Origin of the sequence: Streptomyces sp. NPDC088246, assembly GCF_044741025.1 — a bacterium.
GTDB lineage: Bacteria > Actinomycetota > Actinomycetes > Streptomycetales > Streptomycetaceae > Streptomyces.
Window position 1 is genome coordinate 89,315 of record NZ_JBIURV010000013.1, and the last position, 16,832, is coordinate 106,146.

General features: G+C 68.1%; 14 protein-coding genes. 11 read left to right on the forward strand and 3 right to left on the reverse strand.

Features of this window, described 5'->3' with window-relative positions:
- Window positions 1–112: 112 nt before the first annotated feature.
- The 4 genes from ACIPEK_RS19595 (at window position 113) to ACIPEK_RS19610 (ending at window position 5,757) form a co-directional block, all read left to right on the forward strand.
- Window positions 113–1,876 (forward strand): ATP-binding cassette domain-containing protein, encoded by a 1,764-nt coding sequence (locus ACIPEK_RS19595; protein WP_401997519.1) that lies wholly within the window; start codon window positions 113–115, stop codon window positions 1,874–1,876.
- A gap of 160 nt (window positions 1,877–2,036) precedes the next feature.
- On the forward strand, window positions 2,037–2,924 hold the full coding sequence (locus ACIPEK_RS19600) for a FadR/GntR family transcriptional regulator (RefSeq protein ID WP_401997522.1): 888 nt from the start codon (window positions 2,037–2,039) through the stop codon (window positions 2,922–2,924).
- Between the two features lie 323 nt (window positions 2,925–3,247).
- Window positions 3,248–4,795, forward strand: coding sequence for an RNA polymerase sigma factor (locus ACIPEK_RS19605; RefSeq protein ID WP_383073666.1), 1,548 nt, complete (start codon window positions 3,248–3,250; stop codon window positions 4,793–4,795).
- A gap of 131 nt (window positions 4,796–4,926) precedes the next feature.
- Window positions 4,927–5,757, forward strand: a complete 831-nt coding sequence (locus ACIPEK_RS19610) for a S1 family peptidase (protein WP_401997525.1) — start codon at window positions 4,927–4,929, stop codon at window positions 5,755–5,757.
- Window positions 5,758–5,857: 100 nt separating this feature from the next.
- On the opposite strand, the gene ACIPEK_RS19615 is transcribed toward ACIPEK_RS19610, so the two are convergent.
- The gene (locus tag ACIPEK_RS19615) at window positions 5,858–6,091 is read right to left on the reverse strand and encodes a hypothetical protein (RefSeq protein ID WP_024489001.1); all 234 of its coding nucleotides are present in this window, start codon (window positions 6,089–6,091) and stop codon (window positions 5,858–5,860) included.
- Between the two features lie 434 nt (window positions 6,092–6,525).
- On the opposite strand from ACIPEK_RS19615, the gene ACIPEK_RS19620 reads away from it, so the two are divergent.
- The 6 genes from ACIPEK_RS19620 to ACIPEK_RS19645 all read left to right on the forward strand — a co-directional run bounded on the left by ACIPEK_RS19620 (window position 6,526) and on the right by ACIPEK_RS19645 (window position 13,290).
- The gene (locus tag ACIPEK_RS19620; protein ID WP_401997528.1) at window positions 6,526–8,646 is read left to right on the forward strand and encodes a type IIA DNA topoisomerase subunit B; all 2,121 of its coding nucleotides are present in this window, start codon (window positions 6,526–6,528) and stop codon (window positions 8,644–8,646) included.
- A 128-nt stretch (window positions 8,647–8,774) separates the two neighbouring features.
- Entirely contained in the window at window positions 8,775–9,293 is a 519-nt protein-coding gene (locus ACIPEK_RS19625; protein ID WP_401997531.1) for a DUF1453 domain-containing protein, read from the forward strand.
- A complete protein-coding gene (locus ACIPEK_RS19630; protein WP_401997534.1) occupies window positions 9,290–10,453 on the forward strand; it encodes a sensor histidine kinase in 1,164 nt (387 codons plus the stop codon). The genes ACIPEK_RS19625 and ACIPEK_RS19630 overlap by 4 nt, the downstream gene beginning before the upstream one ends.
- Window positions 10,450–11,127: a response regulator gene (locus ACIPEK_RS19635; RefSeq protein WP_401997537.1), complete on the forward strand. Its 678-nt coding sequence runs from the start codon at window positions 10,450–10,452 to the stop codon at window positions 11,125–11,127. Before ACIPEK_RS19630 ends, ACIPEK_RS19635 begins: the two co-directional genes overlap by 4 nt.
- A 130-nt stretch (window positions 11,128–11,257) precedes the next feature.
- Window positions 11,258–11,701, forward strand: a complete 444-nt coding sequence (locus ACIPEK_RS19640; RefSeq protein WP_401997809.1) for a DUF485 domain-containing protein — start codon at window positions 11,258–11,260, stop codon at window positions 11,699–11,701.
- Window positions 11,698–13,290: a cation acetate symporter gene (locus ACIPEK_RS19645; RefSeq protein WP_401997540.1), complete on the forward strand. Its 1,593-nt coding sequence runs from the start codon at window positions 11,698–11,700 to the stop codon at window positions 13,288–13,290. Before ACIPEK_RS19640 ends, ACIPEK_RS19645 begins: the two co-directional genes overlap by 4 nt.
- Window positions 13,291–13,321: 31 nt before the next feature.
- Here ACIPEK_RS19645 and ACIPEK_RS19650 read toward each other — a convergent pair whose 3' ends face one another.
- On the reverse strand, window positions 13,322–14,005 hold the full coding sequence (locus ACIPEK_RS19650) for a response regulator (RefSeq protein ID WP_401997543.1): 684 nt from the start codon (window positions 14,003–14,005) through the stop codon (window positions 13,322–13,324).
- Window positions 14,002–15,693, reverse strand: a complete 1,692-nt coding sequence (locus tag ACIPEK_RS19655; protein WP_401997546.1) for an ATP-binding protein — start codon at window positions 15,691–15,693, stop codon at window positions 14,002–14,004. Before ACIPEK_RS19655 ends, ACIPEK_RS19650 begins: the two co-directional genes overlap by 4 nt.
- A 116-nt stretch (window positions 15,694–15,809) precedes the next feature.
- Here ACIPEK_RS19655 and ACIPEK_RS19660 point away from each other — a divergent pair, with 116 nt between their 5' ends.
- On the forward strand, window positions 15,810–16,829 hold the full coding sequence (locus ACIPEK_RS19660; protein ID WP_401997549.1) for a LacI family DNA-binding transcriptional regulator: 1,020 nt from the start codon (window positions 15,810–15,812) through the stop codon (window positions 16,827–16,829).
- The last annotated feature ends 3 nt before the right edge of the window (window positions 16,830–16,832 follow it).

A 16,832-nucleotide genomic window follows, 5' to 3' on the forward strand; every position in this document is an offset into this window, starting at 1 on the left:
CCTTGCGGAACGCCCGCAAGGTCGGCGCTGCGCAAAAAGTCGGATATGTCGCGTTATCTTGCTGCGGTACCCTCCCTGCCGCCGAGCGGTCTCACCTTCCGCGAGAGAAGCGATGCTCCAGGCCATCGGACTCACCAGCACCCGCCGCCGTGGCCTTCCGGCCGCCGTGGACGATCTCACCTTCGAAGCCCGGCCCGGCCGCGTCACCGCACTTCTGGGCGCACCCGGCTCGGGCAAGACCACAGCCCTCCGTCTGATGCTCGAACTCGACTCGGGGCGGGGGGTCACCTACTTTCGGGGCAGACCGCTGCACCGCATCCCGCACCCCGCGCGCGAGGTGGGCGTACTCCTCGGGGACGTGCCGGGTCACCCCGCCCGCACCGCCCGCAGTCAGCTCCGCATGCTCTGCGCCGCCGCAGGCGTACCGGCGTCCCGGGCCGACGAACTGCTCGAGGCCGTCGGTCTTGCCGGACTCCGGGACCAGCGCATCGGCACACTCTCGCTCGGCATGGACCGCCTGCTCGCCCTCGCTTCGGCGCTGCTCGGCGACCCGCACACGCTCATCCTCGACGACCCCGCCGAAGGTCTCTCTCCGCACGAGGAGTGCTGGTTGCACGGGCTGCTGCAGGCCCATGCCGCACAGGGCGGGACCGTTCTGTACACCACGACCGATCCCAGGGAGGCCGCGCGAGCAGCCGCCCATGTGGTCACCATCGACGGCGGACGTCTCGTCGCCGACCAGAGCATCAGGGACTTCTCCCGGACCCGACTCCGCCCCCGGGTCGTGGTCCGTAGCCCACACGCAGCCCGCCTTGCCGCCGTCGTCAGCCGCGAGGCCCGAGCGGCCAGGCGCTCGGTCGAGGTGGTCACCGAAGCGGGCAGCCTCCTCTCCGTGTACGGCTCCACCTGTGCGGAGATCGGCGACGCGGCATTCCGGCACGGGCTCCCGGTGCACCGGCTCGCCGACGAGGTCGGCGACACCGGTCCCACGGAACCTGCAGATGCCGCAGACCCCTCTGTCGGTGAAGGCGAAGGGCAAGTCGAACCGCGACCGGCCGCACAGGCAGCCGGCTCGGAACTTTCGCCGCCGATCCGACGCCGCCCGCCCCATGGCCCGCTCCACCCGCTGCGCTACGAACTGCGCCGCCTCCTCGGGGTCAGGACAACAGCCTTGATCGTGGGTGTTGTTCTGGTCGCCTCGGTCGGGATTTCCGTCCTGCTCGCCCGCTCCGGCCATGATCAGCTGCCGAAGGTGTTGGCGGCCTGGCCGTCGCTGCTGCCATTGCCGCCCGCAGCGGTCGGGGCCGGATTTCTCGGCGCCCTCTCGTTCGGCGACGAGTTCCGCTACCCCGCGTTGGCGGCGGGCCGAGGCGCCGTTCCCCGCCGCCTGGGGTTGCTTCTCGCCAAGCTCGTGGTGTCAGCGGGCGTCGCCCTGGTGCTCGCTCTGGCTGTCGTGCTGGCCTCCGCCGAAGCCCTTCACCTTGTGTACGGCAACGAGATCAAGGTTCCTTCGAATTCGGCATATCTGAGTGCGAGTTGGGCGGGGCTGACCGTGGGCTGCGCCTGGGCGGGCCTCCTGGCCGCCGGAGTCTTCAGGGTGACGACGGCCGGTATCGCTGCGGTACTTGCCATTCCTGTGCTCGTCGTGCCGATTGTCCAGGGCTTGCTGACGGGGCCGGCTTCTCGTCCGGTCGTCGGGCTTCCAACCAGGCTCCGTGAGCTGGTGTGGCCGCGCTGGCCGCAGGAAGCGGACCGATGGGTGGCGGCCGTCGTGCGCGTGGTGGCACACCCGGTGGGGGCCGCGTTGTCGTTGTCGTTGTCGGTCCTGATCTGTGCGTATCTGTTCACCAGCCTTCGCGGCAGGGTCCGTTGGTGATCGCAGCGCGGTGGCGGATCGCTCGGAGCCTCACAACTTCCTTGAGGGTGCCCGATTTCAACCAATAAGGCGTCAATTGGGGGGTGGGTGCCGATCACCCTTTCGTGTGCTTTTCACCAAAGACCTCAAGGGTCGGCTGGGCTGCGCCGACAAAGGATGCGTGAGTACCCTTGCGCACACCATGATGACCGCCGCCCGCTCCGCCGACTCCGGCCTCGCCGGCCCGGGTGAACTCGACCGCTACCCGTATGCGGAGGCGCCGGCCGGCGAGCGTGCCGCTCTTCGCTCCTGGGACGGTCCCGATGCCGAGCTCGGCCGGGCGAGCCGACGAGGCTCAGCCAGTCGTGGCCGTGGCCTCCACGGTCAACTCGTTCAGCAGCTGGGCCAGATGATCGTCTCCGGTGATCTGGGCGCCGACCGCCCCCTCGTGCCGGAAGAGATCGGTCAGCGTTTCGAGGTCTCCCGCACCGTCGTACGTGAATCGCTGCGCGTTCTTGAGGCCAAAGGCCTGGTCAGTGCCCGGCCCAATGTGGGTACCCGGGTCCGCCCCGTCAGTGACTGGAATCTGCTGGACCCTGACATCATCGAATGGCGTGCCTTCGGCCCTCAGCGCGAGGATCAGCGTCGTGAGCTGGGGGAGCTCCGGTGGACGATCGAGCCGCTCGCTGCCCGTCTTGCCGCAGGTCACGGCCGTGAGGACCTTCAGCAGCGCCTCAGTGACATGGTCGAGATCATGGGGCATGCGCTCGGGCAGGGCGACGGGATCACCTGCTCCCGGGCCGACGCGGAGTTCCACTCCCTGCTCATCCAGGCGGCGGGCAATCGCATGCTTGAGCACCTCTCCGGCATCGTCTCGGCGGCCCTGCAGGTCTCGGGCGGTCCAGTCACGGGCTGCGACCGCCCCAGCGAGACATCCCTCGGTCACCATGCCCGGATCGTCGATGCCCTCGCATCCGGCGACTCGGCGGGCGCCGAAGCTGCCATGCGTCAACTGCTCGTCGTCCACCCCGAGGTGGAGCGGGTGGTGCCCGCGCCCCGCGAGCACTGAGCGCAACACGGCCAGGGTGTACGAACCACGTGTCGCCGGGCCCCAGCGGTCCGGCGGCACAATTGTGGGGGATGGTACCTCTGGTCACGTTCGTCGCAAATGAGGTGTGACTCGGGCCACGCGGATTGGGCGTAACACTCCTCGAAACAGTGCGATGACTTAAGAGGTGACCGCCGCGGAAGGAATACAGCAGCCATTCAGTGCGCTGTGCAGTTCTGAGGCCAAACCCGCGCCGTCGGTACATTCCCAGCCCGACGGTCGTCGGTTCCAGCCCTCTCCAGGGCCGGGCCGGAAGCCGTTTCCATCGTTCCGAGAGGTTGTTCGTGTCGGCCAGCACATCCCGTACGCTCCCGCCGGAGATCGCCGAGTCCGAGTCTGTGATGGCGCTCATCGAGCGGGGAAAGGCTGATGGGCAGATCGCCGGCGATGACGTGCGTCGGGCCTTCGAGGCTGACCAGATTCCGCCAACCCAGTGGAAGAATGTTCTGCGCAGCCTCAATCAGATCCTCGAGGAAGAGGGTGTGACGCTGATGGTCAGTGCCGCGGAGCCGTCAAAGCGTGCCCGCAAGAGCGTCGCAGCAAAGAGCCCGGTCAAGCGCACCGCCACCAAGACTGTCGCGGCCAAGACGACCGTGACCAGGACCGTCGCGGCCACTGCCGCCCCGTCGGCAGAGACCGTGGACGTGGTGGCTGACGACGCCGCCGCGGTCGGCCCTGCGAAGAAGACGGCAGCCAAGAAGACGGCTGCCAAGAAGACCGCCGTGAAGAAGACGGCGGCCAAGAAGACAGCAACGAAGAAGTCCGGAAAGCAGGACGACGAGCTCCTCGACGGCGACGAGGCGGCCGAAGAAGTAAAGGCCGGCAAGGGCGAGGAAGAGGAGGGCGAGGGCGAGAACAAGGGCTTCGTCCTCTCCGACGACGACGAGGACGACGCGCCTGCGCAGCAGGTCGCCGTCGCCGGCGCCACCGCTGACCCGGTCAAGGACTACCTGAAGCAGATCGGCAAGGTTCCTCTCCTCAACGCCGAGCAGGAGGTCGAGCTCGCCAAGCGCATCGAGGCCGGTCTGTTTGCCGAGGACAAGCTGGCGAACTCCGACAAGCTTGCGCCGAAGCTCAAGCGTGAACTGGAGATCATCGCCGAGGACGGCCGCCGTGCCAAGAACCACCTGCTGGAGGCCAACCTCCGTCTCGTGGTTTCGCTGGCCAAGCGCTACACCGGCCGCGGCATGCTCTTCCTGGACCTCATCCAGGAGGGCAACCTCGGTCTGATCCGCGCGGTCGAGAAGTTCGACTACACCAAGGGCTACAAGTTCTCCACGTACGCCACCTGGTGGATCCGTCAGGCGATCACCCGCGCCATGGCCGACCAGGCCCGCACCATCCGCATCCCGGTGCACATGGTCGAGGTCATCAACAAGCTCGCCCGTGTGCAGCGCCAGATGCTCCAGGACCTGGGCCGCGAGCCCACTCCGGAGGAGCTGGCCAAGGAACTCGACATGACCCCCGAGAAGGTCATCGAGGTCCAGAAGTACGGTCGTGAGCCGATCTCCCTCCACACCCCGCTGGGTGAGGACGGGGACAGCGAGTTCGGTGACCTGATCGAGGACTCCGAGGCGGTCGTCCCGGCCGACGCGGTCAGCTTCACGCTCCTCCAGGAGCAGCTGCACTCGGTGCTCGACACGCTCTCCGAGCGTGAGGCGGGCGTGGTCTCGATGCGCTTCGGTCTCACCGACGGACAGCCGAAGACGTTGGACGAGATCGGCAAGGTCTACGGCGTGACGCGCGAGCGCATCCGTCAGATCGAGTCGAAGACCATGTCGAAGCTGCGCCATCCGTCGCGTTCGCAGGTGTTGCGCGACTACCTCGACTAGGTCGCAGGAGCGCACAGACCGAGGGCCCGGATCCCGTAGGGAGCCGGGCCTTCGGCCTATCTGCGGGTGCGGTCGGCGGCAGGTCGGATGACTCTGGGTGGGAATGGTTCACCACAGAGTCAGGAGTGTGCATGTCCCGTACAGTTTTTCGCGCCATGGCCGGGGTGTTCGCCCTTGTTGCCGCCACGGCTGCGATAGCGCTCGGATCCCCCGCTACGGCTGTTTCGGACAGCATCGTCATCGGTGGCCAGCCCGCGCACGTCAAGGACAGCCCCTGGGTTGTGGCACTGTCCAGCCGCGACCGGTTCGGAGAGACGCGCGCCGGGCAGTTCTGTGGCGGTGTCGTGGTGGCGCCGAAGAAGGTACTGACTGCTGCGCACTGCCTGAGCCGGGAGGCGCTCGGCGTCGATGTCGGCGAGGTGCACGATCTGCGGGTCATCTCCGGCCGGGACGCCCTGCGTGGGACCGGAGGGCAGGAGACACCGGTGCAGGCGGTGTGGAGCAATCCGAGGTTCGACCCCACCACGAACGCGGGGGACCTGGCGGTGCTCACCCTGGCCGACGAACTGCCCGCCAAGAGCGTGATCCCGATGGCTGAATCCGGTGACGCGGCATACGAGCCGGGTACCGGCGCCGTCGTCTACGGGTGGGGTGACACGACCGGCAACAGCGACTATGCGTCGTCACTCCGCTCCGCCGAAGTGAGCGTCCTGCCGGACAGCCTGTGCCGGCAGGCCTACCCGGGCGGCAGAGACGGTACGTACGACGCCTCAGCGATGCTCTGCGCGGGCGAACTGCTGGGTGGGCACGACGCATGCCAGGGTGACAGCGGCGGGCCGCTGGTGGCCCGTGGGCGGCTCATCGGGCTGGTGTCCTGGGGGAACGGCTGCGCCCGGGTCGGGAGCCCTGGCGTGTACACGCGGATCTCCGCTGCGATCGGCTGGATGCCGGGCAGCAGCTGAACGACATCACTGCGGGTACGAGAACGGGCGGCTCCCCACTCGGGAAGCCGCCCGCCGTCAGGTCCGGGACCCGACCCTGGCTCGTCGTGGATGCGAGGTGTCAGTGTTGTTCCTCTTCGGCGGCTTGGGCCTGCACGGCCGTCAGCCGGTCCGTCTCATCCTGTATTTCCGCGGCGATCTTCTTGAGTTCCGGCTCGAACTTGCGACCGTGGTGGGCGCAGAAGAGCAGTTCACCGCCGCTGATCAGGACGACGCGCAGATATGCCTGGGCGCCGCAACGGTCACAGCGGTCTGCTGCGGTCAGCGGGCTCGCGGGGGTCAGAACAGTAGTCACGTCGCCTCTTCTCTAGCTCGACGAGCTGTCGTACCAGGGTCAACATCCAACCAGGCCGAAAACGTTCCCGCTCGTGGCTTTTCTTCGAAACTTCTTCTCAAGATGGCTGTCTGTTGCCGGTTGGCGGCGAATGTGCCGTATTGCGTAGCGCTACGGTTTCGCGTTGCTTGTCTTGGTGGATCCTCCCGGCTGGCTTGCCGGTTTGTTCATGAGGACGTGCCCGGAGCCTAAATGGTTCATGCCTGGAAGGGAACGTGATGTTCGCGTCACTCCTGCGAGGGATCGAACGTGTATGCGAGGCTGGACTAGTGTGAGGGTTCTCGGAGGGTGGCGTTACATCCGCTCTACCAGGCCTCGGTACCCTCTCAGCGGCGACCGAAGCCGAGCCCGTTACCGACTGGGCCCCAAATGAAATTCAGCGAGGAGCGAACCGCGTGACCGCCGATACGTCCGTGCCGTCCACTGCGCTGCTGACCGGAGCAGACCGAGACGGTTCCAACTACACCGCGCGGCACCTGCTCGTACTCGAGGGGCTCGAAGCGGTTCGCAAGCGTCCCGGGATGTACATCGGGTCCACCGACAGCCGCGGTCTCATGCACTGCCTCTGGGAGATCATCGACAACTCGGTCGACGAGGCTCTTGGTGGCTACTGCGATCACATCGAGGTCATCCTCCATGACGACAATTCCGTGGAGGTCCGGGACAACGGGCGTGGCATCCCCGTCGACGCCGAGCCCAAGACGGGTTTGTCCGGCGTCGAAGTCGTGATGACCAAGCTGCACGCCGGGGGAAAGTTCGGCGGCGGCTCGTACGCCGCGTCGGGCGGTCTGCACGGCGTCGGCGCCTCCGTGGTCAACGCGCTCTCCGCCCGGCTGGACGTCGAGGTCGACCGCAACAGCGCGACCCACTCGATCAGCTTCCGGCGTGGAGTCCCGGGGATCTTCACCGAGCAGGGGCCCGACAGCCCGTTCGACCCGGCCAACGGCCTACTCAAGGGCAAGCGGGTGCCGAAGGCGCGCACCGGCACCAGGGTGCGTTACTGGGCGGACCGGCAGATCTTCCTCAAGGACGCCAAGCTCAACCTGGAGACGCTCCACCAGCGGGCGCGGCAGACGGCTTTCCTCGTCCCCGGCCTCACGATCGTCGTCCGTGACGAGCGCGCTCTCGACGGCCAGGGCAAGACCGAAGAGACCTTCCGCTTCGACGGCGGAATCAGTGAATTCTGCGAGTACCTCGCCCAGGACAAGGCGGTCTGCGACGTCCTGCGCCTGACCGGTCAGGGCACGTTCAAGGAGACCGTGCCGGTCCTGGACGAGCGCGGACACATGACGGCGACCGAGGTCACCCGCGAACTCGCCGTCGACATTGCCCTGCGCTGGGGCACCGGATACGACACCAACCTCAAGTCCTTCGTCAACATCATCGCCACCCCCAAGGGCGGCACCCATGTGACCGGTTTTGAACGCTCCGTGACCAAGACGGTGAACGAGGCGCTGCGCTCCGCCAAGCTGCTCCGCGTCGCCGAGGACGACATCGTCAAGGACGACGCACTGGAGGGTCTCACCGCGGTCGTCACCGTGAGACTGGCGGAGCCGCAGTTCGAGGGCCAGACCAAGGAGGTGCTCGGCACCTCGGCGGCCAACCGGATCGTCGCCAACGTCGTGGCCAAGGAACTCAAGGCGTTCCTGACCTCGACGAAGCGCGATGCCAAGGCCCAGGCCAGGGCGGTCCTGGACAAGGCTGTGGCGGCCGCGCGCACCCGCATCGCGGCCCGCCAGCACAAGGACGCACAGCGCCGCAAGACAGCGCTGGAGTCCTCCTCGCTGCCGGCGAAGCTTGCCGACTGCCGCAGCGACGACGTGGACCGCAGCGAGCTCTTCATCGTCGAGGGCGACTCCGCGCTCGGTACGGCCAAGCTCGCCCGGAACAGCGAGTTCCAGGCACTGCTGCCGATCCGGGGCAAGATCCTCAATGTCCAGAAGGCGTCAGTCTCGGACATGCTGAAGAACGCCGAGTGCGGTGCGATCATCCAGGTCATAGGAGCCGGGTCGGGGCGGACCTTTGACATCGACGCCGCTCGCTACGGGAAGATCGTCCTGCTGGTGGACGCCGATGTCGACGGCGCGCACATCCGCATTCTGCTGCTGACGCTGTTCCAGCGCTACATGCGGCCCATGGTCGAGGCAGGTCGGGTCTTCGCCGCCGTGCCCCCGCTGCACCGGATCGAGCTTGTCCAGCCCAAGAAGGGCCAGGACAAGTACATCTACACGTACTCCGACGGCGAGCTGCGTCAGCGGCTGCTGGAACTGCAGCGGAAGAACATCCGGTACAAGGACTCGATCCAGCGCTACAAGGGTCTGGGCGAGATGGACGCCGACCAGCTGGCGGAGACCACGATGGACCCTCGGTACCGCACACTGCGGCGGATCAACATCGGCGACCTGGAATCGTCCGAGCAGGTCTTCGATCTGCTGATGGGCAATGAGGTGGCGCCGCGCAAGGAGTTCATCACCAGCTCGGCCGCCACCTTGGACCGCTCACGCATCGACGCCTGAGCGTCGCCGTCTCCACCCCTGGGTGGAGACGGCGACTCCACCCAGGATCAACCCCTGAGCCGATCCCCTGACCTGGTCGTTTCCGTAACGTCGAAGGCGTTCAACCTTCCCGCATCTCGGAGGCAGCCATGTCCGGGCTTGTCAATGTCCTGGTGATCGTCGCCGTCATCGCTGTTGTCGTGTTCCGCCAGTGCTCGGCACGGCGGATCTCCGACGACAAGCGCTGGTGGATCTTGCCGGGCATTCTCCTCGTCATGTCGCTGCGCGAGCCCGGGCTGGTGGATCCGCGTCACGAGGCGCTGTCCGTGGCGGTCCTGGGCGCAGAGCTGGCGGTGGGGCTGATGACCGGCGCCGGCTGGGGCTGGACCTCTCGGCTGTGGCGCGAGGCGGACGGCTCGCTGTGGAGCAAGGGCACCAAGGCCACCGTCTTCGTCTGGACAGGGGGACTGGCGCTGCGGGCGGCCCTCTACGGGGCTGCCGCGCTGATGGGCATACATCAAGGCAGCGCCGCACTGCTGTCGGCTCTCGCGGTCACGTTGGCGGTGCGCAGTGGTGTGCTGATGTGGCGGGCCGGGCAGATGCGTCCGGCGTACGGTGGCTCTGCCGACGGGATGTCGTCGCAGCCGGCGTGGAAGGACCGCGTGTGACTCGCACGATCTGGACGAGTTGGCCGTCCAGGGAAGCCCTCTCACGGGTGAGCCGCGCCCGCCCACGGGCGGTGATCGCCTGGTCCATCCGGCTGGGTCTGCTCACCGCCATGTTCTGGGGCACATTGACCGGCGGGCGGTTCGGGCCCTGGGAAGTTGCGCTCGGGCTGGTGGGCGTTCTGGGCTGTGCGGTTGCCGCGTGGGCGTTCTTCCGGACCAGCCTGGAACACCGGCTGTGGCCGTCGCTGGGACTTCTGGCGTTGCTGATGGTGGCGGCACTCGTTGCGGAACAGGCCGGCGCCGGTGTGCCTGCGGTGATCCTTTGGTGCGGTTGCGCGGTCGCCGCGCTGGAGAGGCTGCCGCTCGCGGCAGGTCTCCCGACCACGGCCGTCGCACTCGGCGCGTACGCCGCCGTCAACACTGACGGCTGGCTGACCACGGCCGTGACCACAGCGGGCCTCTCCCTGGCGGGCTACGTGATCAGACTGGATGCCGAGGCCCGCGGCAGCGCCCAGAGACTTCTCACGCAGGAGCGGGCGGCCCGCGCGGCGGAGGCCGAGGCGGCGGCCCTGGACGAGCGGGCCAGGATCGCCCGGGAGATCCACGATGTGCTCGCGCACAGCCTCTCGGCGCAGCTGGTACATCTGGAGGCGGCACGACTGCTGATTGAGCAAGAGCCCGCGGGGGAGTTCCGGGACCGGGTACTCGAGCGGGTGGTGGCGGCACGCTCCATGGCGCGTGAAGGGCTTACGGAGACCCGGCAGGCTCTATCGGCGCTCCGGGGGGAGGTGTCCCCGGTGGAGGATTTCCTGCGGCAGCTGGTGGCCGCGGAGCCCGCCGAGGTCAGCGTGTCGGGGGAACAGCGGACGTTGACCGCCGAGGCGTCGCAGACGGTCCGGCGGGTGGCGCAGGAGGCCCTGACCAATGTGCGCAAGCACGCACCGGGGGCCAGGGTCGTCGTACGGCTGGAGTATCTGCCGGACGAAATCGCCCTGGAGGTCCGGGACTCGGGTGGGCACGGACACGAGGAGGAGCTCGCTGTCAGTGGCTCCGGATACGGTCTGCTGGGGATGCGGGAGCGGGCCGAGCTGATGGGCGGGACGCTGGAGGCCGGTCCCGGCGAGGAGGGTTTCGTGGTGAGTCTGCGGGTGCCCGCGTGAACGCGCGGGTCGTGGTCGCCGATGACCAGTCGGTGGTGCGCGAAGGAATCGTGATGCTGTTGGGGCTGCTGCCCGGAATCGAGGTGGTCGGGTCGGCGAAGGACGGTGAAGAGGCCGTCGCGCTGGTGGCCGAGCTGGCCCCCGACGTGGTTCTGATGGATCTGCGGATGCCCCGTTGCGACGGGGCGGAGGCAACACGGCGGATCCGCAAGGAGTATCCGGGAACCCAGGTGGTGGTGCTCACGACATTCGCGGATGACGACTCGCTCTTCCCCGCGCTGCAGGCGGGAGCCCGGGGCTACCTCACCAAGGACGCCGGGGGCGATGAGATCGTGCGGGCCATCCAGGCTGTGTTGTCGGGCGAGGCCGGGCTCTCGCCTTCCGTGCAGCGCCGTCTGCTGGAGCGCGTCACCACACAGCCCCCGCCGCCCGGGTCGGCCCCCGATCCTCAACTGCCCGACGGTCTGACACCACGTGAGCTGGAAGTGCTGGTTCTGATCGCGGAGGGTCTGTCCAACCTGGAGATCGCCCGCAGGCTGCACATTTCGCATGCCACCGTAAAAAGCCACATCAACAACCTCTTCGCCAAGGCCGGGGTACGCGACCGGGCGCAGGCCGTTCGCTATGCGTATGTTCGGGGCCTCGCACAGCCGCCCGGGTCAACCTTCACCTGAAGTGGTGAAGACCGGCGAATGAATGCCCGGGATCTTCCCGATCTGCCCATTCTTGGATATGCGGCCGAAGTGGTCCGTGGACAAGGGGAGTTGTTCGGTGGAGAAGGAAGCAGGGCACGAGGCCGCAGCGATGCGACTCGACGACCCGTGGGACGACGCGCTGGCCTCCGGATGGGGCGAGCTGGACGGTGCGGGGAGTCTCGCTCCCGCCGGACCACCCGGGCCCGCTGACACGCAGCGCGGCCACAGTGCGGCCGACATCTATCTGGAGGTGCAGCGCAGCGGGGCCTTCCAGGAAGTGCGCCGTCGGTACCGGCGCTTCGTCATCCCCGCCACCCTCGCCTTCCTCGTCTGGTATCTCGCCTACGTCGTTGCCGCGATCACCGCACCCGGGCTGATGGCCCGTCCGGTGGCCGGAGCGGTCAATGTCGCGATGGTTGCGGGGCTCGGGCAGTTCCTCACGACGTTCCTTCTCACCGGGGCGTACGCACGTCACGCACGACTGCGCAGGGACCGGGCCGCACTCGATCTGCGTTGGGAGACGCAGGAGATGACGCGGGGGATCGGGCGTTGAACGGGAACCATCAGACCCTGGCGCTTCTGTTGTTCAGCGCCTTTATCGCGGTGACGCTTGCCATCACCACCTGGGTGAGTCGTAACCGGCACGGCTCGGCAGAGGAGTTCTATGCGGGCGGTCGGCTGTTCTCCCCCATGGAGAACGGTTTCGCCATCGCCGGCGACTACATGTCGGCCGCGTCCTTCCTCGGGATCTCCGGTCTGATCGCCCTCTTCGGCTACGACGGCATGCTCTACTCGGTCGGGTTCCTCGTCGCCTGGCTCGTCGTCCTGCTCCTGGTTGCCGAACTGGTCCGCAATTGCGGCCGGTTCACGCTTGCCGATGTGGTGGCGGCGAGGATGGCGGAGCGCCCGGTCAGGATCGCCGCCGGCACCTCGTCCGTCACCGTCTCCGTGCTCTATCTCGTCGCGCAGATGGTGGGTGCGGGCAGTCTGGTAGCCCTGCTTCTCGGCGGTACGAGCAGCGCCGCCCGTTCCTGGACTGTCATCGGTGTCGGGGCGCTCATGGTGATTTACGTATCGCTCGGAGGGATGCGCGCCACCACCTGGATCCAGATCGTCAAGGCCGTTCTGCTGATGGCGGGAGCGGTCGTGCTCACCGTGCTCGTCCTGGTCCACTTCCATGGCAACTTCAATGCCCTGCTCAACTCCGCCGCCGAACGGAGCGGGCATGGAAGACGGTTCCTCTCGCCCGGCCTCCGGTACGGCGGATACTGGACGGCACGCATCGACTTCATCAGCCTGGGCCTGGCACTGGTACTCGGTACGGCGGGGCTGCCGCACATCCTGTCGAGGTTCTACACCGTGCCCACCGCCCGTGCGGCCCGCCGTTCGGTCGTCTGGTCCATCGGGCTCATCGGCAGCTTCTACCTGATGACGATCGTGCTTGGATTCGGGGCGGCGGCACTGGTCGGCTCGGCGGAAGTACAAGCGTCGAATCCCGCGGGGAACACAGCGGTTCCGCTGCTGGCCCTGGTCCTCGGCGGTGGCGAAGGATCCACCGGGGGAACGATTCTGTTCGCCGTGGTCGCCGCCGTCGCCTTCGCGACCATCCTTGCCGTCGTCGCGGGGATCACCCTCGCCTCGTCCGCCTCTGTGGCCCATGACCTCTACGCCTCGCTCAGGCGTCCTGGCACCAAGCAGTACAGCGAGGTCACCGTGGCCCGGGTCGCCGCAGTGGGAATCGGGGTGGCCGCCATCGGGCTCGGTCTGGTCGCCCAGGACCTGAATGTGGCGTTCCTGGTGGGGCTCGCCTTCGCCGTCGCCGCTTCGGCCAACCTCCCCGTGCTGCTGTACTCCCTGTTCTGGCGGAACTTCACCACCCGGGGAGCGGTCTGGTCGGTCTACGGGGGGCTGATCCCCGCCGTGCTGCTTGTGCTGCTCTCCCCGGTCGTCTCCGGCAGCCCCACCTCGCTCTTCCCCGGTGCCGACTTCCAGCTCTTCCCCCTGGAGAACCCCGGTCTGGTCTCCATCCCGCTGGGCTTCCTGGCCGGCTGGATCGGAACGGTCACGTCCACCGAGCCGCCCGACGCCGCCAAACATGCGGAGACCGAGGTCCGTGCACTGACCGGGGCAGGGGCGGTGTAGCCGCGCGTGGGCTCCGTACGGACCGGATCTCTCAGGCCTGCCCGCCGGTGGACCAGGTGTAGCGGTGTTCCGGGCGGCCCGTTTCGCCGTACCGCAGTGTCAGCCGCACCCTACCGGTCCTTTCCAGCAGCTTCAGATAGCGCTGGGCGGTCTGCCGGCTCATCCCGGCGCTCTCCGCGATCTCCTGCGCGGAGAGCGGCCCTTCGGCACTCCGAAGTGCTTGTTTGACCAGCTCCGCCGTGGTCGGTGAGTGGCCCTTGGGCAGGTCGGATTCGACCGCCGCCCACAGGGCGCCGAAGAGCCGGTCCACCTCACCCTGCTCCGCCTCGCCGCCGCCTTCGAGGGTGTGGCGCAGAGTCGCGTACGCCTCCAGTTTGGTACGCAGCCCCGCGTAGGTGAACGGCTTCACCAGGTACTGCAGAGCGCCATGTCGCATGGCCTCCTGGACCGTGGCGACGTCGCGCGCCGCCGTCACCATGATCACGTCGGTGTGGTGACCGAGTCTGCGCAGCTCACGCACCATCGTCAGACCGTTGCGGTCGGGCATGTAGTGGTCCAGCAGGACCAGGTCCACACGCTGTTCCTCGATCGTGGCGAGGGCTTCGGCGGCGGAGTGCGCCTGGGCGGCCACCCGGAATCCCGGCACCCTGGAGACATAGGCCGCGTTGACCTTCGCGACCCGGATGTCGTCATCCACGACCAGGACCTCGATCACTGAGCCTCTCCCGCGATGCCGGTCTTCGGTTCGGTCATTTCCCGTTCAGTCATTTCAGGGTCCGTCATCTCAGGGACGGCCAAGGCTTCCGGCAGTACGACGGTGAACTCGGCGCCACCGTCCGCGGCCCCGTCGACAGTGACTCCGCCACCCTGCCGTTCTGCCAGCCGCCGAACCAGTGCAAGGCCCAGGCCGCGCTTGCCGTGCGCCGGGAGTTCCTTCGTCGACCAGCCCTCCGTGAAGATCGATTCGCGTTGCCCGGGCGGAACCCCGGGGCCGCTGTCGCGGACCCGCAGTACCACGGTACGGCCCTCGGCGCGCAGGCCCACCTCGATCAGTGCGCCGCCCGCTCCGGCCGCCGCGTCCAGTGCGTTGTCCACGAGATTGCCGACGACGGTGACCAGCCCGCGAGGGTCCACCAGCCGGTCAGGGAGCAGGGTCCCGGGAGCCATGCGGAGCGCGACGCCGCGCTCCGCCGCGACCGTGGCCTTGCCGACCAGTAGCGCGGCCAGCAGTGGGTCGTGCACCTTCTCGGTGACCTGCTCGGCCGTTGCCCGGTGGACACCGACGACCTCGGTGACGTACTCCATGGCGTCCTCGTGCATGTCCAGCTCCAGCAGTCCCAGGAGGGTGTGCATCCGGTTGGCGTGCTCGTGGTCCTGGGCCCGCAGCGCGTCGATCAGGCCTCGGGTGGAGTCGAGCTCGCGGCCGAGATGTTCGAGTTCCGTGCGATCGCGGAGGGTGGCGACGGCGCCGCCTTCGTCGGTCGGCATCCGGTTGGCGAGCAGGACCCGGGTGCCCTGCACCGTCAGCAGATCGTCGCCGACCACCCGGCCGGCCAGTACATCGGCGGTCCGCCCCTCGCCGAGCACGGCGTCGAGCGGGCGGCCCGCGGCATCGGGGCCGAGCCCGAGCAGCCGCTGCGCCTCGTCGTTCAGGAGCCGGATGCGGCCGGTCCGGTCGAGTGCCACGACCCCTTCCCGGATGCCGTGCAGCATCGCCTCGCGCTCCGTCAACAGCGCGGAGATATCGGAGAAGGCGAGATCATGGGTCTGCCGCTGGAGGCGTCGGGAGATCAGATAGGCGGCCAACGCCCCGACAGCGAGCGCCCCGCCCGCGTAGGCGAACAGCCCGGGAATAGCCGCGAGGAGCCGGGCGCGGACACTGTCGTACGCGATCCCGACGGAGACCGCGCCCACGATGCGGTCCGTCCCGTCGCGCAGAGGCGCCTTCCCGCGGGCCGAGCGGCCGAGCGTGCCGCTGTCGATCTCCATGACGTTCCGGCCGGCGAGCGCGTCGCTCGGGTCGGTGGAGACGACCTTGCCGATCTGGTCGGTATCGGTGTGCGACCAGCGCACCCCGCGCCGGTCCATGACGACGATGTACTCGGCGCCGGTGGCGCGTCTGATCCGCTCGGCCGCGGCCTGTACGGGCCCGGTGGGGGCCGGGGCCGTGGAGAGCAGCGACTCCGTGATCTGTGGCTGGGCCGCCGTGCTCTGCGCGATGGCGAGTGCACGGCGCATCGCCTGATCATCGAGCTGTGCGCTGAGGGGTGCCAGGAAGAGGCCGGTGGCGAGTACGGTGACACCGGTGGCGATGGCCAGCTGCATCAGCAGGACCTGGGAGAAGACCCGCTGCGGCCAGCCGAGTCGGCGTGCTCTTCTGGCGATGGGCGGTGCGGCTCTCATCGTATGAACGGTAGAGGACATTCCGGTGCTTTCCGAAATTCCCTTCCGCTTTCCGGATTCTCCTCGTTTCCATATTTACGTAATCCACTTGCACTTCTTGCGTTAATCTTGCGCGCATGACGCGACGACTTGCTCAGGTGGCGCAGAAGGTGGGAGTCAGCGAGGCCACGGTCAGCCGGGTGCTCAACGGTAAACCCGGCGTCTCCGACGCCACCCGGAAGGCCGTCCTCTCCGCGCTCGACGTCCTCGGTTACGAGCGTCCGACCCAGTTGCGCGGCGAACGGGCCCGGCTGGTCGGCCTGGTCCTGCCCGAGCTGCAGAACCCGATCTTCCCGGCCTTTGCCGAGGTCGTCGGCGGCGCGCTCGCCCAGCAGGGGCTCACCCCGGTGCTGTGCACCCAGACGAAGGGTGGCGTCTCCGAGTCCGACTATGTCGAGTTGCTCCTTCAGCAGCAGGTGTCGGGCGTGGTCTTCGCCGGTGGGCTCTACCACCAGGCCGACGCCCCGCACGACCATTACAAGGTGCTTGCCGACCGCAGGATCCCGGTCGTCCTGATCAATGCGGCCATCGACCATCTCGGCTTCCCCGGCATCTCCTGCGACGACTCCGTCGCCGTGGAACAGGCCTGGCGCCATCTCGTCTCGCTCGGCCATGAGCGCATCGGCCTGGTGCTCGGCCCCTCCGACCACGTCCCCTCGCAGCGCAAACTGGCCGCCGCCCGCGCGATCGCCGAGGAGTCGGGCACCACCGTGCCGGACGAGTGGGTGGCCCGGGCCATGTTCTCGCTGGAGGGCGGGCAGGCCGCCGCCATGCGCCTGCTCGACCAGGGCGTCACGGGCATCATCTGCGCCAGCGATCCGCTCGCGCTCGGAGCTGTGCGCGCCGCGCGCCGTCGAGGTCTTTCGGTCCCCGCCGATGTCTCGGTCGTCGGTTACGACGACTCGGCCTTCATGAACTGCACCGAGCCTCCGCTGACCACCGTCCGGCAGCCGATCGAGGCCATGGGGCGCGCCGCCGTCGAGCTGCTGTGCGTGCAGATCGGGGGGCGTACTGTGCCGTCCGACGAGCTGCTCTTCGAGCCGGAACTGGTGGTGCGGGGCTCCACCGCCCAGCCGCCGCGCACCGCTTCTCGCTGACCA

Bases quoted from the DNA above. Each gene is read 5' to 3' on its own strand.
- ACIPEK_RS19595 (WP_401997519.1), top strand. From the start codon at position 113: ATGCTCCAGGCCATCGGACTCACCAGCACCCGCCGCCGTGGCCTTCCG.
- ACIPEK_RS19640 (WP_401997809.1), top strand. From the start codon at position 11,258: ATGCGACTCGACGACCCGTGGGACGACGCGCTGGCCTCCGGATGGGGC.
- ACIPEK_RS19660 (WP_401997549.1), top strand. From the start codon at position 15,810: ATGACGCGACGACTTGCTCAGGTGGCGCAGAAGGTGGGAGTCAGCGAG.
- ACIPEK_RS19655 (WP_401997546.1), bottom strand. From the start codon at position 15,693: ATGAGAGCCGCACCGCCCATCGCCAGAAGAGCACGCCGACTCGGCTGG.
- ACIPEK_RS19625 (WP_401997531.1), top strand. From the start codon at position 8,775: ATGTCCGGGCTTGTCAATGTCCTGGTGATCGTCGCCGTCATCGCTGTT.
- ACIPEK_RS19610 (WP_401997525.1), top strand. From the start codon at position 4,927: ATGTCCCGTACAGTTTTTCGCGCCATGGCCGGGGTGTTCGCCCTTGTT.